The following is a 25,606-nucleotide window of genomic DNA, read 5'->3' as shown; positions in this document are numbered from 1 at the left end:
CTTTAAAATATAATAGAAAAGCATATATCCGAAAATGGATATATGCTTTCACTTTATTCTTGCCCTACACGTTTCACTTCTACATTTTTAATGCGTTCACGTACAACGTGACTTGCCATAATTAAGCCTGCCACAGATGGTACGAATGCATTTGATGAAGGTGGTAATTTCGCTTTACGAATTTTTGCATTTTCGTCTGGTACAATTTCTTTACGTACTTCTTCACGAATTACGATTGGGTTTTCATCAGAGAAGACAACTTTTACACCTTTTTTAATACCCTCTTTACGAAGCTTCGTACGAATTACTTTCGCAATTGGATCTGTATGTGTTTTAGAGATGTCTGCAATACGGAAACGAGTCGGATCCATTTTATTTGCTGCACCCATACTTGAGATAATTTTAATTTTACGACGTAAACATTGTTTAATTAAATGAATTTTGAACGTAATCGTATCAGATGCATCCACTACAAAGTCTAAACCGTACTTAAAGAACTCTTCATATGTTTCATCTGTGTAAAACATTTCTAGTCCAATTACTTCACACTCTGGGTTAATGTCTGCAATACGCTCTTTCATTAATTCTACTTTTGAACGTCCTACAGTAGATACTAAAGCGTGAATTTGACGGTTTACGTTTGTAATATCTACAACATCTTTATCTACTAATACGAGACGCCCAACTCCAGAACGTGCTAACGCTTCAGCTGCAAAAGAACCTACGCCGCCAATTCCTAAAATACCGACTGTACTATTTTTTAATATTTCAAGTCCTTCTTTACCGAAGGCTAATTCATTACGTGAAAATTGATGTAACATTCAGCTCTACACTCCTATTACAAAAATGGTCTACCATGTATTCTAGCGTTTTTCCGACTATTTGTATAGAAAAAGTTATAGAATTCCTAAAAATACATATTTCGAGAATGAAAACATAGACCAGAATTTTATTTCTTCCTAAATACACGTTTAACAAAGAGGGTTTAAAGAACCGAACAGATCGAGGCGCTGAAGCCAGGAGGAGCGCAGTGTAGCGTTACTACTCGAGCACCGGACTAGCATACGTAACGACGAGATGCGACAGCCATCTGGACCGGACTTTTTAAACTTCCTTCCAATACACGTTTAAAAAGGAGGATTCAGAGGGCCGAGCAGATCGAGGCACGTATGCCAGGAGGAGCGCCGTGTAGCGTTACTACTCGAGCACCGGACTGGCAAAGCAACGACGAGATGCGACAGTTATCTGAACCGGACTTTTTAAACTTCCTTCCAATACACGTTTAAAAAGGAGGATTCAGAGGGCCGAGCAGATCGAGGCACGTATGCCAGGAGGAGCGCCGTGTAGCGTTACTACTCGAGCACCGGACTAGCATACGTAACGACGAGATGCGACAGCCATCTGGACCGGACTTTTTAAACAACCTCTCAAAAAAAGTCTAGATGGTATTAGTATAACCATCTAGACTTTATTCTTACTTCTCTTCTTTTAAGCTTAATTTTAAGTTTAATTCTTCAAGCTGTGCTTCTGCAACTGGGCTTGGAGCTTCTGTTAATAAGCAGCTTGCGCTTGCTGTTTTCGGGAATGCAATTGTATCACGAAGGTTCGTACGGCCTGCAAGTAACATAACAAGACGGTCTAAACCTAATGCAATACCACCGTGTGGTGGAGTACCGTATTCGAATGCTTCTAATAAGAATCCGAATTGCTCTTGTGCTTCTTCTTGTGAGAATCCAAGTGCTTTGAACATTTTTTCTTGCACGTCACGCTCGTAAATACGAAGTGATCCACCACCAAGCTCATAACCGTTTAATACAAGGTCATATGCTTGCGCACGTGCTTTTTCTGGTGCTGTTTCTAATAGCTCAACATCTTCACGGAATGGCATTGTGAATGGGTGGTGAGCTGCGAAGTAACGATCTGCATCTTCATCGTACTCAAGAAGCGGCCAATCCGTTACCCATAGGAAGTTAAATTTACTTTCGTCAATTAACTCAAGCTCTTTACCTAGACGTAAACGAAGTGCACCTAAGCTATCTGCAACAACGCTCTTCTTATCTGCTACGAATAGTAATAAGTCACCAGCAGTAGCTTCTAATGTAGTCATTAACACGTTTGCATCTTCTTCACCGAAGAATTTCGCGATCGGTCCTTTTAAGCCGTCTTCTTCCACTTTAAGCCAAGCTAAACCTTTTGCACCGTATACTTTTACGAATTCAGTTAATGCATCGATGTCTTTACGAGAGTATTTGCTCGCAGCACCTTTTGCATTAATTGCTTTTACTTGTCCGCCGCTTTCTACAGCACTTGTAAATACTTTAAATCCACAACCTGCTGCAAACTCAGATAAGTCTGTTAGTTCCATTTCAAAGCGTGTATCTGGCTTATCAGAACCGTAACGAGCCATTGCATCAGCGTAAGTCATACGAGGGAATGGTGCACTAATCTCTACACCTTTTGCATCCTTCATAACTTTCGTCATCATGCGCTCCATCATATCTAAAATTTCTTCTTGTGTTAAGAATGAAGCTTCAATATCGATTTGCGTAAATTCTGGCTGACGGTCCGCACGTAAATCTTCGTCACGGAAACAGCGTGCTACTTGATAGTAACGCTCAAATCCGCCGACCATAAGAAGCTGTTTAAATAGCTGTGGAGATTGTGGTAATGCATAAAACTCACCATCATGTACACGACTTGGTACTAAATAATCACGAGCTCCTTCTGGCGTGCTCTTCGTTAAAATTGGTGTTTCCACTTCTAGGAACTCTTCTGTGTCTAAGAAGTTACGAATTGTTTTTGTTACGTCATGACGCATTTTAAATGTGTTGAACATTACAGGACGACGTAAGTCTAAGTAACGATATTTTAAACGCACATCTTCTGATGCATCTGTATCATCAGCGATAATGATTGGCGTTGTTTTCGCTGCGTTTAATACGCTTACCTTTGTTGCTTGTACTTCAATACGACCCGTTGCCATATTGTCATTAATTGCGCCTTCACCACGCTCAACAACTGTACCTTCTACGTGTAATACGTATTCGCTACGAATTGTTTCTGCTACTTCTAGCGCTTCTTTTGATGTTTCTGGGTTAAATACAACTTGTACGATACCTGTACGGTCACGTAAGTCGATAAAGATTAATCCACCTAAATCACGGCGTTTTTGTACCCAACCTTTTAATTGAACTGTTTGTCCAACTGCTTCTACTGTTACTTTTCCACATGCATGTGTTCTTTCAGCCACTGTAAGTTCCCCCTATATTAATTTCTCTGCTACGTATGAAGCAAATACATCTAATGCTACTTCTTCTTGTTCGCCTGTTGCCATATCTTTTAAGTTGATGATACCTTTATCTAACTCATCTTCCCCTAATACAGCTACAAATTTCGCTTTTAGACGATCTGCTGATTTAAATTGTGCCTTCATTTTGCGATCTAAATAATCTTTTTCAACTGATAATCCAGCTTTACGAAGATCAAACGCAACTTTTGCAGCATGGTCTTTTGCTTTTTCACCAAGCGCTACAACGTAACAATCAATGCTATGTTCGATTGGCAATTCAATGTTTTCAGCTTTTAGTGCCATAATTAAACGTTCAATACTCATCGCAAAACCGATACCTGGCATTTCTGGTCCACCGATTTCTTGTACAAGTCCGTTGTAACGTCCACCACCGCTTAATGTAGTAATAGCACCGAAACCTTCTGCCTCACTCATAATTTCAAATACAGTGTGTTGGTAGTAGTCTAAACCACGTACTAAGTTCGGATCTTTTTCAAATGGAACATCCATCATCGTTAATAGTTCTTGAACTTTTTCGTAGTATACTGCTGAATCTTCGTTTAAGTATTCTGTAATAGATGGTGCTGTTCCCATTAATTCATGGTTACGGTCCTTCTTACAATCTAAAATACGAAGAGGGTTCTTTTCTAAACGAGATTGACAGTCAGAACAGAATTCGCCGATACGTGGCTCAAAGTGTGCGATTAATGCATCACGGTGTGCTTGACGGCTTGCTGCATCACCTAAGCTGTTTAATACAACTTTAATATTTTTTAAGCCCATGCCGCGGTAAAACTCTACAGCAAGTGCAATTACTTCTGCATCAATTGCAGGATCGTTACTACCGATTGCTTCAATACCAAATTGTACGAATTGACGATAGCGACCTGCTTGCGGTCTTTCGTAACGGAACATTTGACCGATATAATATAATTTCGTTGGTTGCGTTGCGTCACCGAACATTTTATTTTCAACGTAAGAACGTACAACAGGTGCAGTACCTTCTGGACGTAATGTTAAACTACGCTCTCCACGATCTTGGAATGAGTACATTTCTTTTTGTACGATATCTGTCGTATCACCAACACCACGTAAAAATAGCTCAGTGTGTTCAAAAATTGGTGTACGAATTTCTTTATAATTGTAACGACGGCAAATTTCGCGCGCTTGCCCTTCGATATACTGCCATAACTCAACAGTGCCTGGAAGAATATCTTGCGTTCCGCGTGGGATTTGAATAGACATATTCAGTTCCTCCTCAAATTGTTTTAATCTTAATAAAAATAAAAAAACTCCCGCCTCTACTGTTTGAACAGTAGGGACGAGAGTATTATACCCGTGGTGCCACCCTAATTGAAGCACGTATGCTTCCACTTTTTTAATAACGCTTAAATGTGCGTTCATCCCTACTAAGCGTATACGCCGTTCAAGTTGAAACCTCTAGAGTGTCATTCAATTAGTCATCATGTAGAAATGTTTTCAGCCTAAGACATTTCTTCTCTTTCCATGTGTGTCTCATTTACTCTTCTCTATCAACGGTTATATTCATATGTAAATATAAAATTACTATACGTTTGTTCAGTAGGATTGTCAAGTGCTCTAAGAGCGTTCAATCTGCTTCTTTAGACGCTTTACATCTTGAAGAGAAATGCCAAACTCAGAAGCAAGCTCCATTGAAGTATTGTTTTGCTCTTTTGAAATAAAATCATGAAAATTTACGTTAAACAGTTGATTTGCACCATTTGTAACAGAATGCCCTTTTTCATTCATACGCATACGTATATCCCTCACATTCAATATGGATGTTTTACTTTTTATTGTTCCATATTGATTAGAGAGTTATACATAACTGAAACAGCTATTAATTCTAAAAATAAGAATCCAAATAGCGGGATAAATGAACAAAACATACAACAATGTATAAAAAAGAGAGGATGATATCATCCTCTCTTTTTAAGTAACACTATTTACTTTCCACAATAAGGGTCACCGGACCATCATTGATTAAAGAAACATCCATCATTGCTCCGAACTTCCCTGTTTCTACATGCAATCCTTGCTTACGTACTTCTTCATTAAAGAAATCATATAAACGCTCTGCATAGTCAGGTTTGGCAGCATCCATAAAGTTTGGACGTCTTCCCTTGCGGCAATCTCCGTATAATGTGAATTGCGAGATGGATAGAACTTGTCCTTCTACATCGAGTACAGAATGGTTCATCTTTCCGCTCTCATCTTCAAAAATACGTAAGTTCGCAATTTTTTCTGCAATGTAAGTTGCATCTTTTTCTGTATCTTCATGCGTAATGCCAACTAGTAATGTTAAACCGAACGGAATTTGTCCTACGATCTCACCGTCTACTGTGACAGACGCTTCTTTTGATCGTTGTAAAACAACTCTCATCTTTTCTACACTCCCTATTAATGCATCATGCGTCGTACTGCATAAATTTCTGGAACACGTTTAATGCGTTCTACTACTTTTTTCAAGTGCTGTAAGTTACGAATAGAGATTGACATATTAATTGTCGCCATCTTATTACGGTCACTTCTACCAGAAACTGCTGAAATGTACGTTTTCGTCTCTGTAACAGCTTGTAATACTTCGTTTAATAAACCACGGCGATCGTAACCTGAAATTTCAATATCAACGTTATACTCAATTTCTTTTTCAGGACTACCTTCCCACTCTACTTCTAATAAACGCTCTACTGCTTCTTCTGTATGAACATTTACACAATCACGGCGGTGAATTGATACGCCTCGGCCTTTCGTAATATATCCAACGATATCATCACCAGGTACTGGGTTACAGCATTTTGATAAACGAATTAATAAATTATCCGCACCGCTCACTTTAACGCCAGAATCCCATTTTCGAATTTTCATCGGTTTACGAACTTCTTTAACTTCAACAATCTCTTCTTCTTCACGTTGCTTACGGAACTTGTCCGTTAGTCGCGTAACAATTTGTGATGCAGTGATGCCATTATATCCAACTGCCGCAAACATATCTTCTTCATTTGCAAAGTTGAATTTTTCAGCAACACGTTTTAAATTGTCAGGAGCTAACACTTCTTTCATCTCATACTCTAGGCTACGCACTTCTTTCTCAACAAGTTCACGGCCTTTTTCAATATTTTCATCTCTACGTTGCTTCTTAAAGAATTGACGTATTTTGTTTTTGGCATGAGATGTTTGAGCTAGTTTCACCCAATCTTGACTTGGTCCATACGAATGTTTCGATGTTAAAATTCCAATGATGTCACCTGTTTTTAATTTATAGTCAAGTGTCACCATTTTCCCGTTTACTTTTGCACCAATTGTTTTATTCCCAATTTCTGAATGCACACGATATGCAAAGTCAATTGGAACAGATCCAAGTGGCAATTCCATTACATCGCCTTTCGGTGTAAAGACGAATACCATGTCAGAGAATAAATCAATTTTTAACGACTCCATAAACTCTTCTGCATTAGAAGCTTCATTTTGCCATTCTAATATTTGACGGAACCATGTAAGTTTCTTCTCTAATGTGCCTGTTGTTTCTGCTGTTTTTCCTTCTTTATACGCCCAGTGTGCCGCGATCCCGAATTCTGCAATCTCATGCATTTCTTTCGTACGAATTTGCACTTCAAGCGGATCACCTTTCGGTCCAATTACAGTCGTATGAAGAGATTGATATAGATTTGCTTTCGGCATTGCAATATAATCTTTAAAACGACCTGGCATCGGCTTCCAGCACGTATGAATAATTCCAAGTACTGCATAACAATCTTTAATACTATTTACAACGACACGTACAGCTAATAAATCGTAAATTTCATTGAACTGTTTATTTTGCAGTGCCATTTTACGATAAATGCTGTAAATATGTTTTGGTCTTCCAGAAATTTCAGGTTGAATTGCAACTTCGTCTAATTTCTCACGAATACCAGTCATTACTTCATCTAAATACTCTTCACGTTCTGCACGTTTACGCTTCATTAAATTTACAATACGATAATATTGCTGTGGATTTAAGTAGCGAAGTGAAGTATCCTCTAGCTCCCATTTAATAGTACTAATTCCGAGTCTATGTGCTAAAGGTGCAAAGATTTCTAACGTTTCATTCGCAATGCGACGCTGCTTCTCTTGAGGCAAATGTTTCAATGTACGCATGTTATGAAGACGATCAGCTAGTTTGATTAAAATAACTCGAATATCTTGAGCCATTGCAATAAACATTTTGCGATGGTTTTCTGCTTGTTGTTGCTCATGAGATTTATATTTAATCTTTCCAAGCTTTGTCACACCATCAACAAGCATAGCAATTTCTTTATTAAATTCCCGTTCAATATCTTCTAATGTAATCTCTGTATCTTCTACTACATCATGTAAAAAACCTGCTGATACTGTAGCTGGATCCATGTGTAAATCAACTAAAATACCTGCAACTTGAATTGGATGAATAATGTATGGTTCACCCGATTTTCTGTATTGTTCGCTATGCGCATCGCGTGCATATTCATAGGCACGTGCTACTAGCTCAATATCTTCATCCACTAAATATTGACTTGCTTTCTCGAGTACCTGTTCAGCTGTTAGTACCTGCTCATTTGCCATCGAATCACCTTTTATTGAAAATTGACTTTATCTTTATTAAATAGAATAAATTATATTCTATCATTATAACCCAATGATTGTGAATTGTGAAAAGGAAAAGATTTTACTGACATTTCACCATAATTTTTTGTTCAATTATACAAAAGTACCCGCTCCTCTCCAAGAGATTCACGGGTACTTCTTATCACCGTAGTTTTACCTATATAGCGATTAGTATTTTTCTAATACTAATACATCGTAACCATCTAACATTTTACGACCATCTAAGTAAGTAAGTTCTACTAAGAATGCAATTCCTGCTACAACTCCGCCTAGCTCTTCAACTAGCTTAATTGTCGCTTCGATTGTTCCACCTGTAGCTAATAGATCATCTGTAATTAATACGCGTTGGCCTGGCTTAATTGCATCTTTATGGATTGTTAAAACATCTTTACCATATTCTTTACCGTAGTCAACTGTAATTACTTCACGTGGTAATTTTCCTAATTTACGAACTGGCGCAAATCCTACTTCTAATGCGTAAGAAACTGGGCAACCAATAATAAAGCCACGAGCTTCTGGACCTACTACAAGGTCGATGTCTCTCTCTTTTGCATACTCAACGATCGCATCTGTTGCTGCTTTGTATGCTTTACCGTCGTTCATTAACGGTGTAATGTCTTTAAACACAATACCTTCTTTTGGATAGTCCGGTACAATTGCGATATGTTGCTTGAAATCCATATTTCTGAATCCTCCTCAGATCTAAAAGGTTTGTAAATACAAATCCTTTACCCTAACTGTTCTACTTCTTTATGATTACGAATCGTTTCAAACCATGTATATAGTTGCTGATATGTGCTATAAACCAATTCTTTTTCTAATTGTAAGTGGTTCATTTTCTCACGATATGTGTTCGATTCAATTAAATCACGCTTTTGTTTTTTGTCTGCCATAAAAATGACGCCATCTTTTATTGTAACAAATTCTAACTCAAAAAACACCTGTGTCATGAAATTTACTGTATCTTTTGACCAACCTTTATGTTGACATAGTTGTTCTCCATATTGTCTTAAAGAAAATGGTGATTTTTGGCTCAAGAATGAATAGTACCATTTAAAGTGATCCCTCGTTGGAACAGTGCTAAATAAATGATTATTCTCTTGATAAAATAGCGTATAGATTCGCGATGGGAACCCAACTTTAAATAGATCTCGTAATTCATCTGTTCCTTTTGGTAAATCAAGTAACACGATGTATTGCTCATCTAACTCGGTTACTTCTGATGCATGCATCATATGCTCTTTATAGTCTTCTAAAGAAAATTTATTCAATACCTCTTTAGAAAAATACAACATCGTGATTTTTTCTTTCGGAAGTTCTGCTAAATTTGCTTCTACGTTACGCATACTACGCCAATCAAATAATTGCCATGCCTCTACAGCAATATCTTGCACCATTAATTGCGGCTTCTTAAAATTATTCCATTCATTGATAGACGCTTCTCCTATTACAGATACTTTTGCAACTGGAGAAATTTCTTTCGCATACGCTCCAAATCCAAACCCGATTGTATCCAGTGTTGCCTGTCCATCACGAAGAGACATCTTTAAATGAGAACCATCTGATCCGATTGCACGAATACTTTCTAACTCCGCATCTTTCACTGCAATACGTGGCTTTGGATTTCCAACACCAAATGGCGCTAACTTTTGCATATCTTCAATTGCTGCAAGTGTTACGTCCTCCACTTTGCAAAAAGCATCGACAGCTGTAATTGGAATAAAATCTTCTTCCGTTAAAATTGTATCTGCCTGTTCATTTAAACGGCGGCGTAATTCATCTACATCATTCATATGTAGCGTCATTCCCGCTGCCATCGGATGTCCTCCGAAGTGTGGCAATAACTCTCTACAATCTGACAAGTTTGCAAACAAATCAAATCCTGCAATACTACGCGCTGAACCTTTTGCAGTTTCTTTTACAGGATCAATGCATAATACAATCGTTGGACGATAAAAACGTTCAACTAATTTAGAAGCGACAATTCCAATTACACCTGGATTCCATCCTTCTTTTGCAAGCACTAATACTTTATTGTCTTCAGGCGGGAAATTATTTTCCACCTCAGCGATAGCTTCTTCTGTAATTTGCTTTACAATATCTTTTCGCAGTTTGTTCAGTTCATCAATTTCTTCAGCCAGCTCTTTCGCTTCTTCCGGATCCTCTGATAATAAAAGATGTACAGCCGGCGTAGCATCTTCTAAACGTCCAACTGCATTAATACGAGGTGCGATTGAGAAGCCAATACTCTCTTCTGTAATTTCACTTTGCGAAACATTAGCTACTTTAAATAGCGCCTTTAGTCCAATATTTTTCGTCATGCGCATATGTTTTAAACCGCGCTTCACTAGCAATCTATTTTCACCGTGAAGTGATACTAAATCGGCTACTGTACCAATTACTGCAATTTCTAATAAATGTTCTGGTACACGGCCAAGTAGTGCATGCGCAACTTTAAACGCAACACCAACGCCCGCTAAATAGTGAAACGGATACACACCGCCATCTAATTTCGGATGAATAATCGCAAGTGCTTCTGGCAATTCTGGTGGCGGCTCATGGTGATCTGTAATAATAAGATCTATCCCAAGCTCCTTCGCTACTTTCGCTTCATGTACAGCTGCGATACCAGTATCAACAGTAATAATAAGTGAGAATCCCGCGCTATGCGCCCAACGGAATGCTTCTTCGTTTGGTCCATAACCTTCTGTAAAACGGTTTGGGATATAAAATTCTACGTCTGCACCTAATTCTTGTAAGGCAAGATATAATACAGTCGTACTACTTACTCCGTCCGCATCGTAGTCACCAAATATTAATATTTGCTCTCCATTTTGAATCGCCTTATTTACACGTTCTACCGTTCTATCCATTCCTTCTAATAAAAATGGATCATGAAATTCTTGATTTTCTGTATTTAAAAAATCTAAAATCTTATCTTCTGTATCTAGTCCTCTACCGAGGAATAACGAAACGACAAGTGGTGATAATTGTAATTTACTTGCTAATTCACTCACTCGCTCGCCATTATATTCTTTTTCTTTCCAACGCGTCTTCGGTTGTAACACGAAATCACCCCTTAACCTGTTCATTATACAAGACAGATTAAGGGGTGACAATATAATGCAAACTACGATGCAATATCTATATACTAAAATGTTAATAATGTTTAATTTGGAGAATACGGATTTATATGTACAAACACATTTTGTACGTTATCTTGTTTCATAAGCGTTTCTTTCACATGCTTTCCAATGCGATGTCCTTCTTCTACAGTAATATATGGATCTACAGAAACTTTAATATCAACAATAACGTAATGACCATGTTCCCTTGCGTATAACGAGCCGATTTTTTTCACACCATCTATTTGAAGTACGGCTTCTCTAAGCGGAATAACATCTTCCTCATGAAGAACATGATCAAGCGTTGCATGAATCGCTTCTGCCCCAATACTCCATGCCATTTTTGCAACAAGAAGTGAAACAAATAATCCTGCAATTGGATCAGCATATACAAGCCAATCTAATCCGAACTTACCACCGATAATCGCTGCACAAATACCGATTAAGGCTGCAATTGAAGAAAATACATCTGAACGGTGCTCATATGCATTTGCAATAATTGCATCACTATTTACCCTTTTCCCTAATCGGAATTTATATTGAAACATCCCTTCTTTTACAACAATCGAAAGAACGACAGCAAAAATCGTAATCCCTTTCGGTGGTTCTAGTTCTTGCGAAAAAGCTTTTATAGACGAAATCGCTATCTCAATTCCCACAATAAATAATAATACTGCAACAATAATCGCTGAAATCGATTCCGCTTTACCATGACCATACGGATGATCTTCATCGGGCGGTTGCTTCGCCGCTCGCAATCCAAACAGTACAGCTAGCGAACCAATTACATCCGATGCAGAATGCACGGCATCCGCTAATAGCGCTTTACTGTTCCCAATATAACCAATTACCGCCTTTATAATCGCTAATATAATATTACCAACGATCCCGACAATAGCACCAAACTCGGCCTGTTTAAAACGTTCATCTTTTTCCATAATTAAAATCCCTTCTTTTCTTAACCTATCTTTTTATTGTAACAAAAACAGCGATAACATCACCACTTTCTTCCATTTTATCATTTCAAAGTTGCTATCTTATTGTATCCACAAACGAAAAAAGAGATGCCTCCTAAAGAGACATCATCTTTTTTATACTTGCGGTTCAGATTCTACTTTCTCAACCTTCTTCTTGTTTTTACCCTTTTTCAAACGACGGTTTTCAAGCATTAACCAAATTTGAGAGGCAACGAAAACAGAAGAATACGTACCTACAATTAATCCAACTAGTAACGCAAACGAGAAGTTACGTAGTGACTCACTACCGAAGATAAGTAACGCAATTACTGGGAATAACACTGTTAATACAGTGTTAATCGAACGACCAAGCGTTTGGCGAATACTTGCATTTACGATTTCTTCTAAGTCTTTTATATCACGAACTCGTTTTTTCTGTTTGTATAATTCACGGTTTCTATCAAACGTAACAATCGAGTCATTAATAGAATAACCGATGATTGTTAATACCGCAGCGATAAACGTTAAGTCTACCTCTAATTGTAAAATACTAAATATAACAATCATAACGAATGCATCATGTAGTAATGCAAGTACTGCAGATAATGCGTACGTAAATCGGAATCGAATACTTACGTATAAAATGATAACTGCAGAAGCAATTAATACTGCGATAAATGCATTTCGTGCAATTTCTTTACCGATTGTCGGTGAAACTGTACTTACATTTGGATCTGTACCATATTTATCGTGGAAGAATGTTTTTGTTTTCGCAATTTCATCTTTTGATAGAACACCTAATGTACGAACTGCGAATCCTTTATTGTCATCTCCAGTCGGTACAATATTTTCTTCTTTCACATCAATGTTCAATTCTTTAAAATCTTTATGAACGTCAGACACAGTAACTGATTGTTTTGATTGCAAGTCGATACGTGTACCACTCGCAAAGTCAATACCAAGATTCATTTTGAAAATTGGTAAAATAATTGCACCTGCAATTACAACTACAATCGAGAAGATAAGGAATTTATGACCGACATTTACAAAGTTAATACGATCAAATTTCGTTGGTGGATGTACTACACCTTTTGTTAACGGAATAATATCCTTTTGTTTCACACCAAAGTATCCTGGTTTTTTATCAAAGTAACGGCTCTTTACAAGTAAACTTAGTAAGAAACGAGTACCGAATACGTTCGTAATAAAACCAACTAAAATACTTACAATTAAACTTGTTGCGAATCCTTTTACAGAGCTATTACCGTAAACGAATAATACACCAGCTGCTGCAAGTGTTGTAATGTTCGCATCTAAAATTGTTGCTAATGAACGATGGTTACCAGCACGGAATGCTGACATCATTGACTTACCAATTTTCAGTTCTTCTTTTAGTCTCTCGTACGTAATAATATTCGCATCAACTGCGATACCTACCCCGAGCACTAACGCCGCAATACCTGGCAACGTCAGAACTGCATGCATCCAGTTAAAGACAAGTAATGTAACGAAAATGTATAAACCTAACATAATAACCGCTACAAGTCCTGGTAAACGGTAGAATACAAGCATAAATAAGAAAATAAGAGCGATACCAATCGCACTAGCGAAAATCGTTTGCTCTAACGCTTGTTGACCAAATTTCGCTCCAACAGATGTTGAATACATTTCTTTTAAATCAACCGGAAGTGCACCTGCGTTTAATAAAGATGAAAGTTGTTTTGCACTTTCAACTGTGAAGTTTCCACCTACGATAGATACTTCAGCTTGGTTAAATACTTGACTTACTGTTGCTGCTGATAAGAATTTCGGATTCGGTTTTGCAGATTCTGCTTTGTACGAATCTTTTCCTTCTTCAAAATCAAGCCAAATTACCATTAAATTCGTTGGTGGTGGCATTTTTGAAATTTTCTCAGTTACTTCACGGAATTTTTCAGCGCTTTTTAGTGTAAGACCTACACTCGCACGGCCTTGCTCATCAAATGTTTGCTTCGCTCCGCCACCTTTTAAATCCGTTCCATCCATAAGAAGGTTGTCATCTACATCACGGAATGTTAATTTCGCTTGTGTTGATAACATTTCACGTGCTTTTTGCTGATCTTGTACACCAGCAAGCTGTACACGAATTCGATCTTGCCCTTCGATTTGAATGTTCGGCTCACTTACACCGAGAACATTGACACGATTTTCAAGAGCACCTACTGTACTTACAAGTACATCTCGATCGATTTTATCACCTTTTTTGGCTGGTTTTACTTCATACAGAATTTCAAAACCACCGCGAAGGTCTAGTCCTAGACTAATTCCTTTTGCTATGTCTTTTCCTGCCGCACCAATTACTCCACCGATTAATAAAACGATGAGGAAAAAGGCGGCAATTCTCGTACCACGCTTTGCCATATGTACCCTCTTTCCGCTACTAACACTTCAAATAAATCTTTTACGATTCACTTTTACACGTGTGCATACGCCTAGTTAGTAGACTTCCTTTCTATAATTTTGCTAGTTCATCACCAGCTGTGTCGATAAGTTTTTCACATTACCTACACTTTCATTATTTATTTTCTCTCTTCACTACCCCCTTTATATATAATCTTAGACATAATTATTTCCTCATTATCAATACCTATCATTATACTGCAAAAGGAAGAACAAACCAATTGCAGTCGGTTATTTATTTTCATATTCATCAAATGACCAAAGCGGCGCTTGATATGCTTCAACAGTTAAATAAGTCATATATTCATTAGCACTTACTGTTAATACGTCATTAACTAATTCATACAATCTAACATCGCTGTCTATCTTCTTCCACTTTTTCACTTTAAGAAACTTCCAAATGTCATCATCTGTCACTCGGTCGTAACCGAACATTTGGAACTCTTCTACTTTACTTTCTAAAACGACTTGTAACTGTCCGCGGTACGATTCTACCAAAGCCTCTCTATCTAACATACATAACATCTCCTTCTTATTTCAGCACGAAAAGTCGCCTTTAATCCCGCTCTAATGGACAGCAATAACTACTTTCAAGAGCACTATCATACTTCACTCTCTCAAATGCTTGTCATTCTTGTCTCGTACGTGCATATAAATTATTGTAAATCATTCCACTGATTTTGAGAAGGTAGGAGAAGACCATGACGAGACAAAGCTTTTTAAAAGGCGCATTTATTTTAATGATCGCCGGCTTTATTACCAAAATTCTAGGATTTATTAATCGTATTGTAATGGCTCGTATTTTAGGAGAAGAAGGCGTTGGCCTTTATATGATGGCCGTCCCTACATTTATTCTAGCAATTACATTAACACAAATCGGTCTTCCTGTCGCAATCGCAAAATTTGTAGCAGAAGCGGAAGCTGTGAATGATAAACAAAAAGTAAAAAAAATATTAACCGTATCATTAGCTGTTACATCTGTTATTAGCATCATTTTAACAATTGGAATTATGCTCCTCACACCTATTTTAGCAAAAACATTATTAACTGATGAACGAACATATTATCCATTAATGGCTATTCTACCTGTCGTTCCTGTTATTGCTGTTTCTTCTGTTTTACGCGGTTATTTCCAAGGGAAACAAAATATGAAACCTAGCGCTTACGCCCAAGTTATTGAACAAATTGTCCGTATTACAATTATCGCTATATGTATTCAATTATTTTTACCTTACGGCGTAGAATATGCTGCAGCTGGCGCTATGTTATCAGCCGTTCTCGGTGAAGTAGCATCGTTATTATTTTTACTTACTTTATTCCAGCGCGAAAAACATTTATCTATACGCTCTGGATTTTTCACTACTGTAAAGGAGAGCAAAGGAACATTTTATTCTCTTATGGATATTGCACTTCCAACTACAGGAAGTCGTTTAATCGGTTCCGTTTCCTATTTTTTTGAACCTATCGTCGTTATGCAAAGCTTAGCGATTGCCGGCGTTGCTGCCTCCGTCGCAACCCAGCAATACGGTATATTAAACGGGTATGCATTCCCGCTCCTTTCACTGCCAGCCTTTATTACATACGCTCTCTCTACAGCACTCGTTCCATCTATTAGCGAGGCAATGGCAAAGAGGCAGCATAAATTAGTAGAACACCGTTTACAACAAGCTCTTCGGATCTCATTGATTACTGGTGGATGGTCAGTCGTTATATTATACGTATTTGCTTCTCCTGTTTTAACTCTTATGTATGGATCGGATAGTGCAACAGCATTCATCCAGCTTCTTGCACCTTGCTTTTTATTTCACTATTTTCAAAGTCCACTTACCTCTGTTTTACAAGCTTTAAACTTAGCACGTGCGGCCATGATGAATACATTTATTGGTGCAATCGTGAAATTAATCGTTATTTTTGTACTAGCTTCAAGGCCAGAGTTTCAAATGATGGGGGTTGCCCTTGCAATTGCAGCAAATATCGTAACAGTAACATTTCTTCATTACGCTACTGTTTTAAAGAAAATTACATTTACCATTTACGCAAAAGACTATATTTTTGGCGGACTTGCCATCGGTATCGCAGGCTCCTTCGGTTTTTATCTTCATAAGTATATAGTTTTCTCTCATTCACTTGGCGTACAAACATTATGGGAAATCACTTTAACAACACTCGTTTATATTGTGCTCCTCTTCATTTTCAAGCTCATTCGAAAAGAAGAGTTAAGTCGTCTCCCTATCATTCGAAAACTTTCATTTTTGAAGTAAATAGGCTTACTACGTCGTATAGTAAGCCTCTAGTTTTCTTTCAAATCAACAAAAAATTTTCCATTTTGAAAACTACAGTATAAAATTTGTGTTACATCGTTATAGCCTAAGTTTTTTAATTTTTCAACAAGCCACTCGTCTGTATGTTCAATCATTTTTAAATGATTCGATTGAATTTCTCCATCGATAATAAGGGGAAGCGTAAACTGCAATGCACCCTGCCCGCCTTTTTGTTTTTGAAAGACAGATAACTTCCCAGATGGTTCTAAAATAGCGTATTCTACATCCCTAATATCTCCGACTCCCTGCTCTCTTAATTGCATCATTAAATCATCTATATTATATCGCTGGTTTCTCATCTTTTTTTCATCAATTTTTCCAGCATTAATAATGATTGCTGGTTCTCCTTCTATTAAATGCCGAAATCGTTGAAACTTTAAAGAAATGACAGACAAAATGATCTGTATACACATAAGAAAGACCATCGGGACTAATTGATGCCAAAGTGATTTATCCGTATTTTCAATTGCGACTACAGCCATTTCACCAAGCATAATGAATACGACTAAATCTAATACACTTAATTCTCCTATCTCACGTTTACCCATAAGACGAAAGATAATTAAGATGATAATATACAACAGCATCGTCCGGCCAATGATTGATACCCATTCCATTTCTACATCTCCTTTTTACGTATAGACTCCCCTATAAAAAAGAAAATAGTCTAACTTAGGCAAAAGGAAAATATGCTTGTATTAAAAAGGGGGAATGTATAAATGGATGGAACGAAAAAATTATCAACTGCAATCGGCTTCGGTATCGTTATCCTATTAATTCTCGCAACAGTTACTAGCATGATTATGGCTCTTTTATTAAAATTTACAGATATGAATGAAGGAACATTAGCTGTTACTATTTTTATACTAGCACTTTTATCTATGCTTATATCCGGGTTTTCTGCCGGCAAAAAAGCACAAGGAAAAGGTTGGCTAGTAGGCTTCACAACAGGACTTACATTCACTATACTTGTTTTTCTAGTTAACTATTTAGGTTTCTCTCAAACTTTATCGAACTCACAGTTACTTTATCAATTAGCATTAATGGGCGCGAGTACACTTGGTGGCATTTTCGGTGTAAATATGTCCAAACAAAATAACTAAAAAAGGCCCTGCACATTTCATGCAGGGCCTTCCTCATTAGTTTTTCACAACTTCACGAATCGCATTACGATCGAAAGTTAAGTGTGAACCACCAGATTTAATAACGATTTTCGTCTCATCTACTGATTCGATTGTACCGTGTAAACCACCGATTGTTACGATAGCATCACCTTTTTTTAACTCACTTTGCATTTGAGCAACTGCTTTTTGACGTTTTTGTTGCGGGCGAATTAATAAGAAATAGAAAATCGCAAACATCGCAACGATCATAACGATATTCATCATACCTGGATTCATCTTTTATTCCTCCTTTTAAATTATGTATTAGAAGTTTTTAGCATTCGGTTTATTAAAGCCATACTGTTCAAAGAATTCTTCGCGGAAATCGCCAAGACGGTCTTCACGAATAGCTTGTCTCACCTGCTCCATTAAGTTTAACAGAAAATGAAGGTTGTGATAAGACGTTAAACGAATTCCGAACGTTTCATCACATTTCATTAAGTGACGAATGTACGCACGAGAATAATTTTTACATGTGTAGCAATCACAATTTGGATCAAGCGGACCGAAGTCTCTTGCGAATTTCGCATTTTTGACAACAAGGCGGCCTTCACTTGTCATACATGTACCATTTCGAGCGATACGAGTTGGCAGTACGCAGTCAAACATATCAATACCACGAATTGCACCATCGATTAATGAGTCCGGAGAACCTACTCCCATTAAGTAACGTGGCTTATTATCTGGAAGAAGTGGTGTTGTAAACTCAAGTACACGGTTCATAATATCTTTCGGCTCACCTACAGATAAACCACCTACCGCGTAACCAGGGAAGTCCATTGAAACAAGGTCTTTTGCACTTTGACGGCGAAGCTCTTCAAATTCTCCGCCCTGTACAATACCGAATAAACCTTGATCTTGTGGACGTTCATGCGCTTTTAAGCAACGCTCTGCCCAGCGACTTGTACGCTCTACAGACTTCTTCATATATTCAAAAGTAGCTGGGAATGGTGGACACTCATCAAATGCCATCATAATATCTGAACCTAATGCATTTTGAATTTCCATCGCTTTTTCTGGCGATAAGAATAATTTATCTCCATTTAAGTGGTTACGGAAGTGAACGCCTTCCTCTTCAATGCGACGGAAGTCACTTAAACTGAATACTTGGAAACCACCAGAGTCCGTTAAGATTGCACGATCCCAGTTCATAAATTTATGCAAACCGCCTGCTTCACGAATAATTTCGTGACCTGGACGTAGCCATAAATGATACGTATTACTTAAAATAATGCCAGAATCCATTGCTTTTAATTCTTCTGGTGACATTGTCTTAACTGTTGCAAGTGTACCAACTGGCATAAATGTTGGTGTATCAAATGAACCGTGCGGCGTATGTACACGTCCTAAACGAGCACCTGTTTGTTTACAAGTTTTAATAAATTCATAACGAATTGCTGTCATAATTTACTCCTTTTATTTGTTTCCCATTTTAGCGTGAGATGCAACGAACATTGCATCACCGAAGCTAAAGAAACGATATTTTTCTTTTACTGCTTCATTATAAGCATGAAGTACATTATCTCTGTTTGCAAATGCACTTACAAGCATAATTAATGTTGATTTCGGTAAATGGAAGTTTGTAATTAAACCATCAATTGCTTTAAATTCATAACCTGGGTACATAAAAATGTCTGTCCAGCCAGAAGCAGCACAAAGCTTGCCATTATGATCTGTCGCAATTGTTTCTAACGTACGAGTTGAAGTCGTACCTACCGTAATAATACGTCCACCATTCTCTTTTACACGGTTTAATAATGCCGCTGTCTCTTCAGACATATGGTAATATTCTGCGTGCATATGGTGTTCTTCAATTGTATCAGCAGAAACTGGTCTAAATGTTCCAAGCCCTACGTGAAGTGTAATAAATGCTAACTCAACGCCTTTTTGTTTTAACTTCTCCAGTAACTCTTCTGTAAAATGCAGTCCTGCAGTAGGCGCTGCTGCTGAACCGATTTCTTTCGCATATACTGTTTGATAGCGATCGCGATCTTCTAGCGTCTCTTTAATATATGGAGGAAGTGGCATTTCTCCAAGTTCATCTAAAATTTCATAGAAGATGCCGTCATATGAAAATTCAAGCTGACGTCCACCTTGATCTGCAGTTCCTGTGCAAGTTGCTTTTAATTTCCCTTCGCCAAAAGAGATAACAGTTCCTTCTTTTACACGTTTCGCTGGCTTAACAAGTGTCTCCCACTTATCGCCTTCTTCTTGTTTTAAAAGAAGTACTTCAATATGTGCGCCTGTATCTTCTTTCACACCGTGCAAACGAGCTGGCATTACTTTCGTTTCATTTAAAACTAAGCAATCCCCCTCATGTAAGTAAGAAAGAATGTCCGTAAAATGTTTATGCTCAATATCACCTGTTTCGCGGTCTAACACCATTAATCTTGATGTTTCACGCTCTTCTAATGGGACTTGTGCAATAAGTTCTTCTGGTAAATGAAAATCAAACAGATTAATATCCATAACTATATCCACCTATTTCTTATTTGAATCGATTTATTATATACATAATAAAAGATAATACAATACTTAACACAATACATGTAATGATAGGAAAATAAAAGGTAACGTTTCCTTTTTTCACAAAAATATCGCCTGGAAGCCTTCCAATGAACTTCCAAGCTAATCCAACAACGACAAGTAAGATACCTGCTGTAATAAGCAATTTCGGCATCTCCGTCATACTTTTGGCATCTCCATTCCAAAATGCTCATATGCAAGCGGCGTTACAATTCGGCCCCTTGGCGTTCGTTGTAAAAAGCCAATTTGTAATAAATACGGCTCATACACATCTTCAATCGTATGAGATTCTTCTCCAATCGTTGCCGAAACGGTTTCTAGTCCAACTGGGCCACCGCGGAATTTCTCAATAATACCAAGCAATAATTTATGATCAATATGATCTAGACCTAATTTATCTACTTGCAGCAATTCTAACGCCATTTGCGTAATTTCCATCGTAACTGTTCCGTTACCACGAACTTGTGCGAAATCTCGTACACGTCGTAATAAACGATTCGCAATACGAGGTGTGCCACGAGCACGTCTTGCAATTTCTAGTGCAGCTAACGAATCAATTTCAACTTCAAATACTTCTCCTGTACGTTCCACAATCGCAGAAAGCTGATCTACTGTGTAATACTCTAATCTTGAAAGTACACCGAAACGGTCACGTAATGGCGCTGATAATGCTCCCGCACGTGTCGTTGCTCCAACTAATGTAAATGGCGGTAAATCTAAACGTACAGATCGCGCTGACGGTCCTTTTCCAATGACAATATCAAGGCAAAAATCTTCCATCGCAGGATATAGTACTTCTTCAATTGATCTATGCAAACGATGAATTTCATCAATAAATAATACATCCCCTGGTTGAAGCGATGTTAATACAGCTGCTAAATCTCCTGGCCTTTCGATTGCTGGACCTGAAGTTGTTCTAACATTTACGCCCATTTCATTGGCAATAATATTCGCAAGCGTCGTTTTACCAAGTCCTGGTGGTCCATATAAAAGCACGTGATCTAACGTTTCTTCACGCATTTTCGCCGCTTCAATAAACACTTCTAAATTATGTTTCGCTTTATCTTGGCCAATATACTGACGGAGCGTCTGTGGCCGTAATGAATATTCTAAATCCGCATCTTCATATGCAGATTCCCCTGAAAGGAGACGTTCGTCCATTATACTCACCTCTTACCATTTAGTAAAAGACTAAGTGCCTTTTTAATATACTGATCCGTCGTTAATGATTCTTTTAATAACTCTGGTACAACGCGAGAAACTTCTCGTTCTGCGTATCCAAGTGCGCGCAGAGCTTCCAGCGCCTCATCAAGCTCAGCTGACGAACCTTTCTTCTCATCAAAACGTTCTTCGTCTGAGAATAAATCAACAAATGCATCTGGTACAACGTCTGCTAGTTTTCCTTTTAAATCTAAAATCATTTGGCGTGCTGTTTTCTTTCCGACGCCCGGGAACTTCACTAAAAACTTCTCGTCTTCATGTTCAATCGCTTGAACGACCTGTCCTGTTTGACCAGAAGCTAAAATTGCAAGAGCACCTTTTGGTCCAATACCAGACACCCCTAACAACTTTGTAAATAATAAACGCTCTTCACGTGTTTTAAACCCGTAAAGTGCCATAATATCTTCTCTCACATAATGATATGTATAGACACGGATTTCTTGCTTACTTCTTTGAAATACATACGGATTCGGTGTGAAAATTTGATAACCAATTCCATTATGATCAATTACGACATATTCCGGTCCTACATACTCCACGTAACCTGTAACATATTCAAACAAAATACGATCTCTCCCTCTTAAATCATGTATTCCATTTTAACATATTTAATGATAGAAAAGCGAGACTACCCCAACAAATGTTCTCTATTTGAAACTTCTGTGATTTTCCATTGACAGAAAGGTTAAAGCACATTAATATACAGAAGTCGATAATGATTATCAATACTAATTAAAGGGGTTACATTAGGATGAAACGTAAGCTATTTATTTTATTTACTATTATGCTAGTTGTTCTTTCTATCGTTGGATGTTCTTCTCAAAAAGAAGAATCAAAAGCAAAAGAACAACCGAAAACAAAAGTTGTAAAACACGCTAAAGGGGAAGCTACAATTCCAGTAAATCCAAAGAGAATTGTTGACTTATCTGGATCAACAGAAGAATTATTACTTCTTGGACACAAACCTGTTGGTACAGCAAATACATATAAAGATAAAATCCAAAAGCATTTGACAGAAAAGCTAGATGGAGTAAAGGCAGTAGGTTGGTACTGGGCACCTAAAGTTGATTTAGAAGCTGTTACTGCTTTGAAACCAGACTTAATTATTTTGAACAATCGTCAATTAAAAATTTATGATCAACTAGAAAAGGTTGCACCGACAGTTGTTCTAGAAACAAACTTAGAAGACTGGCGCGGTAAGTTTAAAGAAGTAGGTAAACTATTTGACGAAGAGAAAAAAGCAGACAAATGGATTGCAGACTACAATAAAAAAGCCGACTCTTTATCTAAAAAGATTAAAGAGAAAACAAAAGATGACAGCTTTATGTTCGTCGCAGTTACACCACAAAACTTCCGTGTATACGGTAGCTTCGGGTACGGTGACATCATCTTTAACGACTTAAAACTTCCAGCAACAAAAGGTACAGATTTAAAACAAACGATGGCGCAAGTATCGCTAGAAGGTCTTGTTGCATTCCAACCTGACCAAATGTTTATTGTAAACTTTGGCGGCGAAGCTGATAAAGTTTACGAAGACTACAAAAACAGTGCCGTCTGGAAAGACAATAAAGCTGTGAAAAACAATCATGTATATGAAGCATCAAACGAAGTCTTCAATACGAAAGCTTTCAATCCAATCGGAAAAGATATGCTAATTGATGAAATCGCAAAAGAAATTTTAGCTAAGAATAAATAAGAAAAAAGCAGCTCACCATGAGCTGCTTTTTTTCTTATTTTGCACTGCGTATTGTTTCATTTTTTCAATCGTCTTCACAAAACCTTCTTTTGATTTAATGCGAATACCACGCTTCAATTTCGCACGCTCATAACTCTCCAACTTTTTCATATCAATTTGAAAGAAGGAATGAATCGCATTATCACTTTTCGGTACACCTTTGAAAATTTGTAATATCCCTTCCTCTGATACTCCAAAATAACCGCTAGTTTTTAATAACGGAGAAATATCATCAACTTTCTTTTGTAATACAATTTGCACATCATCACGATCAACGAGTTGCCATTCTTTATACTGCTGTAAAAATTTTTCTAAATCCGCCACTTTTTCTGTAAAGATTTCCTCACTTACTTCGCCATCAACATACATTCGCTCTAATAAAATTGTAACTTCCGGTTCTTTTTCTGTTACTTCTGGTACCGGCCCTTCCGCCTTCGCATTCGTTCCATAAACGAAACAAAACATCATAACGAAAGCTTGCATCGCAATCAGTATCCATTTCATTTCCGTTCACCTCTTTTAGGCAAGATCATACTTTCATTAGTAGTTTTTCCGGAAATGGGGGTTTTATCCCTAATTCATAGATTGCTCACATCAAGAATTATAGAGTTCAATTATTCCTATTTATATTCCGACTTTTATTCAAATAAAAAAGGGAAGATTGGATTCCTCCATTCTTCCCTTTACATTCATATAAAATGAAAGACGCCTGCAAAGCAGGCGTCTTGATGCGTTTACGGCGAGAGACCAGGCGACCACATTCGCGTGTTTAGCACTTAAGCATATCTCTCGTCTTACGTAAATTAGCTCATCGCTTTGCTAATATAACATTAATAAAGTATAAGTGCAACATGTTTATAAAAAATATTTTATTTCCTCTTTCATCCAAATGAATTATATGTAAATTATAAATTGATAATTGTAATATATATGTTACAATTAATATAACAGCGAAATCATAATAAACAGGAGATGGATATTATGAAAAAAATTAAGGATGAACGTCTTATTCTGCAAACATTGAAAAATATACGTATTGTCTTTCTTTTTCAATACATTGGCGTAGTTGGAATTTTAGGCTATATTGGATTCACTGAAGGAATGGATCAAATTACGAAAACTCCATTGTGGCTATTATTTATGCTTACGAGTATTTTACTTGCTTATTTACAGTTAAGTGTTTCAATCGATGTAGAAGAAGGCGAAAAGGAAATAAAGTTAACTCCTTATTACAAACTTGTTTTACGCTCTCTTATTGTAGGAATCGTTATGGCTATTATTTATATCATTTTCAGTCCAGAAAGACCTCTATTGGAAGCTATTTTAACAGGTAGTATTCTCTTCATATGCTTTTTAGTTTCTTATTCCATTAGTTATTTTATTAAAAAGCATCGTTTACAAGACGACGATGAATAAAGAGGAAGGGCTCACCCTTCCTCTTTTGTTTTGTTATCGCACAGTACCAGTTAAACCGTAACGAATGTCTCGGAACATATTCACTATGTCACGATTAAAATCGTTTGTAACTGTACCGTTACGTAAGCGTGTACTCATTGCATCGACACGAGTAAACATGTCATTTCTTACAGAAACATATACATTTCTGTTTCCAACTTCATTTGCAACAGCTTGACGAATTTCGTTCGCCATTGCCGTTTCATTTGTCACTGTGTTACGTGGTTTTACCGCAATCGCTACATCATTTCCATATACAACTGTAGACACACGGTCTACGTTATTCATACGTTTCACACGATTTGTAATTCTTTCTGCAGTTTTACCATCATTGTTGATGTATGAATTGTTCATTGTAATATTACGTGTTGGATGCGGATTAGCAATTTGACCGTTATAATTTACATCACGGTAATAGTTATATCCTGTATCGTTACGACCATTTCTATATGTTACATAGTCTGTATAACGATCGTTACGCGTCACATTATCACGATACTGATGTGTATCATTATAAGATGTACGCTCGTAATTGTAGTTACGTCCATCCATTGCATTGTTTTTTGGTGTACCACATGCAGCTAATGCACTAGTAACTAACAAAGAAGCAGCAATCACTTTTAATTTCGTATTCAATACAAAAACCCCCTCTGTTAGAATGAGCTTCTCTTCTGAAAAGCTCCCTCTTATGATGAGTAACAGAGAAGGTTTTTACACTGTTAATATTTC

Annotated in this window: 24 protein-coding genes and 1 other annotated feature; of the genes, 4 read left to right on the top strand and 20 right to left on the bottom strand. The window is 37.3% G+C overall.

Annotated elements, in window-relative coordinates; all coding sequences use genetic code 11:
• Positions 1 to 53 precede the first annotated feature (53 nt).
• The 11 genes from RCJ96_RS02520 to RCJ96_RS02470 all read right to left on the bottom strand — a co-directional run bounded on the left by RCJ96_RS02520 (position 54) and on the right by RCJ96_RS02470 (position 14,972).
• Positions 54 to 821: a tRNA threonylcarbamoyladenosine dehydratase gene (locus RCJ96_RS02520; RefSeq protein ID WP_000903179.1), complete on the bottom strand. Its 768-nt coding sequence runs from the start codon at positions 819 to 821 to the stop codon at positions 54 to 56.
• 653 nt (positions 822 to 1,474) lie between these two features.
• Positions 1,475 to 3,250, bottom strand: a complete 1,776-nt coding sequence (aspS, locus tag RCJ96_RS02515; RefSeq protein WP_074607704.1) for an aspartate--tRNA ligase — start codon at positions 3,248 to 3,250, stop codon at positions 1,475 to 1,477.
• A gap of 12 nt (positions 3,251 to 3,262) precedes the next feature.
• The gene (hisS, locus tag RCJ96_RS02510) at positions 3,263 to 4,534 is read right to left on the bottom strand and encodes a histidine--tRNA ligase (RefSeq protein WP_000027087.1); all 1,272 of its coding nucleotides are present in this window, start codon (positions 4,532 to 4,534) and stop codon (positions 3,263 to 3,265) included.
• Between the two features lie 69 nt (positions 4,535 to 4,603).
• Positions 4,604 to 4,834, bottom strand: a binding site (T-box leader).
• A gap of 54 nt (positions 4,835 to 4,888) precedes the next feature.
• A complete protein-coding gene (locus tag RCJ96_RS02505) occupies positions 4,889 to 5,065 on the bottom strand; it encodes a hypothetical protein (RefSeq protein ID WP_001242605.1) in 177 nt (58 codons plus the stop codon).
• A gap of 187 nt (positions 5,066 to 5,252) precedes the next feature.
• The gene (locus RCJ96_RS02500) at positions 5,253 to 5,693 is read right to left on the bottom strand and encodes a D-tyrosyl-tRNA(Tyr) deacylase (protein ID WP_001266956.1); all 441 of its coding nucleotides are present in this window, start codon (positions 5,691 to 5,693) and stop codon (positions 5,253 to 5,255) included.
• Between the two features lie 17 nt (positions 5,694 to 5,710).
• Positions 5,711 to 7,894 (bottom strand): GTP diphosphokinase, encoded by a 2,184-nt coding sequence (gene relA, locus RCJ96_RS02495; protein WP_446699718.1) that lies wholly within the window; start codon positions 7,892 to 7,894, stop codon positions 5,711 to 5,713.
• A gap of 210 nt (positions 7,895 to 8,104) precedes the next feature.
• Entirely contained in the window at positions 8,105 to 8,617 is a 513-nt protein-coding gene (locus tag RCJ96_RS02490) for an adenine phosphoribosyltransferase (RefSeq protein WP_000346214.1), read from the bottom strand.
• A 47-nt stretch (positions 8,618 to 8,664) separates the two neighbouring features.
• Positions 8,665 to 11,004 (bottom strand): single-stranded-DNA-specific exonuclease RecJ, encoded by a 2,340-nt coding sequence (recJ, locus tag RCJ96_RS02485; protein WP_061132116.1) that lies wholly within the window; start codon positions 11,002 to 11,004, stop codon positions 8,665 to 8,667.
• A gap of 101 nt (positions 11,005 to 11,105) precedes the next feature.
• Positions 11,106 to 11,999, bottom strand: coding sequence for a cation diffusion facilitator family transporter (locus tag RCJ96_RS02480; protein WP_000409725.1), 894 nt, complete (start codon positions 11,997 to 11,999; stop codon positions 11,106 to 11,108).
• 153 nt (positions 12,000 to 12,152) lie between these two features.
• On the bottom strand, positions 12,153 to 14,417 hold the full coding sequence (gene secDF, locus RCJ96_RS02475; RefSeq protein WP_152155029.1) for a protein translocase subunit SecDF: 2,265 nt from the start codon (positions 14,415 to 14,417) through the stop codon (positions 12,153 to 12,155).
• Positions 14,418 to 14,687: 270 nt separating this feature from the next.
• Positions 14,688 to 14,972, bottom strand: coding sequence for a post-transcriptional regulator (locus RCJ96_RS02470; protein ID WP_000886978.1), 285 nt, complete (start codon positions 14,970 to 14,972; stop codon positions 14,688 to 14,690).
• Positions 14,973 to 15,157: 185 nt separating this feature from the next.
• Between RCJ96_RS02470 and spoVB the strand changes: the two genes are divergently transcribed.
• Positions 15,158 to 16,717, top strand: coding sequence for a stage V sporulation protein B (gene spoVB, locus RCJ96_RS02465; protein WP_000198282.1), 1,560 nt, complete (start codon positions 15,158 to 15,160; stop codon positions 16,715 to 16,717).
• A 29-nt stretch (positions 16,718 to 16,746) separates the two neighbouring features.
• Here the strand turns inward: spoVB and RCJ96_RS02460 are convergent, their stop codons facing one another.
• A complete protein-coding gene (locus RCJ96_RS02460) occupies positions 16,747 to 17,394 on the bottom strand; it encodes a DUF421 domain-containing protein (protein WP_242304679.1) in 648 nt (215 codons plus the stop codon).
• 102 nt (positions 17,395 to 17,496) lie between these two features.
• On the opposite strand from RCJ96_RS02460, the gene RCJ96_RS02455 reads away from it, so the two are divergent.
• Positions 17,497 to 17,880 (top strand): TIGR04086 family membrane protein, encoded by a 384-nt coding sequence (locus RCJ96_RS02455; protein ID WP_016718530.1) that lies wholly within the window; start codon positions 17,497 to 17,499, stop codon positions 17,878 to 17,880.
• 36 nt (positions 17,881 to 17,916) lie between these two features.
• Here the strand turns inward: RCJ96_RS02455 and yajC are convergent, their stop codons facing one another.
• The 6 genes from yajC to ruvA are packed head-to-tail and all read right to left on the bottom strand — an operon-like array spanning position 17,917 to position 22,250.
• On the bottom strand, positions 17,917 to 18,177 hold the full coding sequence (gene yajC / locus RCJ96_RS02450; protein ID WP_001068066.1) for a preprotein translocase subunit YajC: 261 nt from the start codon (positions 18,175 to 18,177) through the stop codon (positions 17,917 to 17,919).
• A gap of 27 nt (positions 18,178 to 18,204) precedes the next feature.
• Positions 18,205 to 19,344: a tRNA guanosine(34) transglycosylase Tgt gene (gene tgt, locus RCJ96_RS02445; protein WP_000125362.1), complete on the bottom strand. Its 1,140-nt coding sequence runs from the start codon at positions 19,342 to 19,344 to the stop codon at positions 18,205 to 18,207.
• 12 nt (positions 19,345 to 19,356) lie between these two features.
• On the bottom strand, positions 19,357 to 20,409 hold the full coding sequence (gene queA / locus RCJ96_RS02440; protein ID WP_000354030.1) for a tRNA preQ1(34) S-adenosylmethionine ribosyltransferase-isomerase QueA: 1,053 nt from the start codon (positions 20,407 to 20,409) through the stop codon (positions 19,357 to 19,359).
• Positions 20,410 to 20,428: 19 nt separating this feature from the next.
• Complete coding sequence (locus tag RCJ96_RS02435; protein ID WP_242304677.1) at positions 20,429 to 20,629, bottom strand: DUF2905 domain-containing protein; 201 nt, start codon at positions 20,627 to 20,629, stop codon at positions 20,429 to 20,431.
• Positions 20,626 to 21,627, bottom strand: a complete 1,002-nt coding sequence (gene ruvB, locus RCJ96_RS02430; RefSeq protein ID WP_000344459.1) for a Holliday junction branch migration DNA helicase RuvB — start codon at positions 21,625 to 21,627, stop codon at positions 20,626 to 20,628. Before ruvB ends, RCJ96_RS02435 begins: the two co-directional genes overlap by 4 nt.
• A 5-nt stretch (positions 21,628 to 21,632) precedes the next feature.
• A complete protein-coding gene (gene ruvA, locus RCJ96_RS02425; protein WP_000464508.1) occupies positions 21,633 to 22,250 on the bottom strand; it encodes a Holliday junction DNA helicase RuvA in 618 nt (205 codons plus the stop codon).
• Between the two features lie 188 nt (positions 22,251 to 22,438).
• Here ruvA and RCJ96_RS02420 point away from each other — a divergent pair, with 188 nt between their 5' ends.
• Entirely contained in the window at positions 22,439 to 23,383 is a 945-nt protein-coding gene (locus RCJ96_RS02420; RefSeq protein ID WP_242304674.1) for an iron-hydroxamate ABC transporter substrate-binding protein, read from the top strand.
• Positions 23,384 to 23,395: 12 nt separating this feature from the next.
• Here the strand turns inward: RCJ96_RS02420 and RCJ96_RS02415 are convergent, their stop codons facing one another.
• Entirely contained in the window at positions 23,396 to 23,926 is a 531-nt protein-coding gene (locus RCJ96_RS02415) for a BofC C-terminal domain-containing protein (RefSeq protein ID WP_000871182.1), read from the bottom strand.
• Positions 23,927 to 24,403: 477 nt separating this feature from the next.
• Between RCJ96_RS02415 and RCJ96_RS02410 the strand changes: the two genes are divergently transcribed.
• Complete coding sequence (locus RCJ96_RS02410) at positions 24,404 to 24,838, top strand: branched-chain amino acid ABC transporter substrate-binding protein (RefSeq protein WP_139302770.1); 435 nt, start codon at positions 24,404 to 24,406, stop codon at positions 24,836 to 24,838.
• A gap of 33 nt (positions 24,839 to 24,871) precedes the next feature.
• Here the strand turns inward: RCJ96_RS02410 and RCJ96_RS02405 are convergent, their stop codons facing one another.
• Positions 24,872 to 25,513 (bottom strand): YhcN/YlaJ family sporulation lipoprotein, encoded by a 642-nt coding sequence (locus tag RCJ96_RS02405; RefSeq protein WP_316148777.1) that lies wholly within the window; start codon positions 25,511 to 25,513, stop codon positions 24,872 to 24,874.
• Between the last annotated feature and the right edge of the window lie 93 nt (positions 25,514 to 25,606).

This window comes from Bacillus sp. BSL6 (assembly GCF_052928345.1).
This window is presented reverse-complemented; position numbering and strand designations above follow the sequence as displayed.

Excerpts from the sequence above, each read along its gene's own strand:
- queA (WP_000354030.1), bottom strand. The coding sequence starts at position 20,409 with ATGGATATTAATCTGTTTGATTTTCATTTACCAGAAGAACTTATTGCA.
- RCJ96_RS02505 (WP_001242605.1), bottom strand. The coding sequence starts at position 5,065 with ATGCGTATGAATGAAAAAGGGCATTCTGTTACAAATGGTGCAAATCAA.
- RCJ96_RS02470 (WP_000886978.1), bottom strand. The coding sequence starts at position 14,972 with ATGTTAGATAGAGAGGCTTTGGTAGAATCGTACCGCGGACAGTTACAA.
- tgt (WP_000125362.1), bottom strand. The coding sequence starts at position 19,344 with ATGACAGCAATTCGTTATGAATTTATTAAAACTTGTAAACAAACAGGT.
- RCJ96_RS02460 (WP_242304679.1), bottom strand. The coding sequence starts at position 17,394 with ATGGAATGGGTATCAATCATTGGCCGGACGATGCTGTTGTATATTATC.
- RCJ96_RS02455 (WP_016718530.1), top strand. The coding sequence starts at position 17,497 with ATGGATGGAACGAAAAAATTATCAACTGCAATCGGCTTCGGTATCGTT.
- RCJ96_RS02500 (WP_001266956.1), bottom strand. The coding sequence starts at position 5,693 with ATGAGAGTTGTTTTACAACGATCAAAAGAAGCGTCTGTCACAGTAGAC.
- relA (WP_446699718.1), bottom strand. The coding sequence starts at position 7,894 with ATGGCAAATGAGCAGGTACTAACAGCTGAACAGGTACTCGAGAAAGCA.
- RCJ96_RS02435 (WP_242304677.1), bottom strand. The coding sequence starts at position 20,629 with ATGACGGAGATGCCGAAATTGCTTATTACAGCAGGTATCTTACTTGTC.
- RCJ96_RS02480 (WP_000409725.1), bottom strand. The coding sequence starts at position 11,999 with ATGGAAAAAGATGAACGTTTTAAACAGGCCGAGTTTGGTGCTATTGTC.
- RCJ96_RS02420 (WP_242304674.1), top strand. The coding sequence starts at position 22,439 with ATGAAACGTAAGCTATTTATTTTATTTACTATTATGCTAGTTGTTCTT.
- RCJ96_RS02490 (WP_000346214.1), bottom strand. The coding sequence starts at position 8,617 with ATGGATTTCAAGCAACATATCGCAATTGTACCGGACTATCCAAAAGAA.
- RCJ96_RS02520 (WP_000903179.1), bottom strand. The coding sequence starts at position 821 with ATGTTACATCAATTTTCACGTAATGAATTAGCCTTCGGTAAAGAAGGA.
- RCJ96_RS02410 (WP_139302770.1), top strand. The coding sequence starts at position 24,404 with ATGAAAAAAATTAAGGATGAACGTCTTATTCTGCAAACATTGAAAAAT.
- ruvB (WP_000344459.1), bottom strand. The coding sequence starts at position 21,627 with ATGGACGAACGTCTCCTTTCAGGGGAATCTGCATATGAAGATGCGGAT.
- yajC (WP_001068066.1), bottom strand. The coding sequence starts at position 18,177 with ATGAATCCAGGTATGATGAATATCGTTATGATCGTTGCGATGTTTGCG.
- spoVB (WP_000198282.1), top strand. The coding sequence starts at position 15,158 with ATGACGAGACAAAGCTTTTTAAAAGGCGCATTTATTTTAATGATCGCC.
- secDF (WP_152155029.1), bottom strand. The coding sequence starts at position 14,417 with ATGGCAAAGCGTGGTACGAGAATTGCCGCCTTTTTCCTCATCGTTTTA.
- RCJ96_RS02415 (WP_000871182.1), bottom strand. The coding sequence starts at position 23,926 with ATGAAATGGATACTGATTGCGATGCAAGCTTTCGTTATGATGTTTTGT.
- hisS (WP_000027087.1), bottom strand. The coding sequence starts at position 4,534 with ATGTCTATTCAAATCCCACGCGGAACGCAAGATATTCTTCCAGGCACT.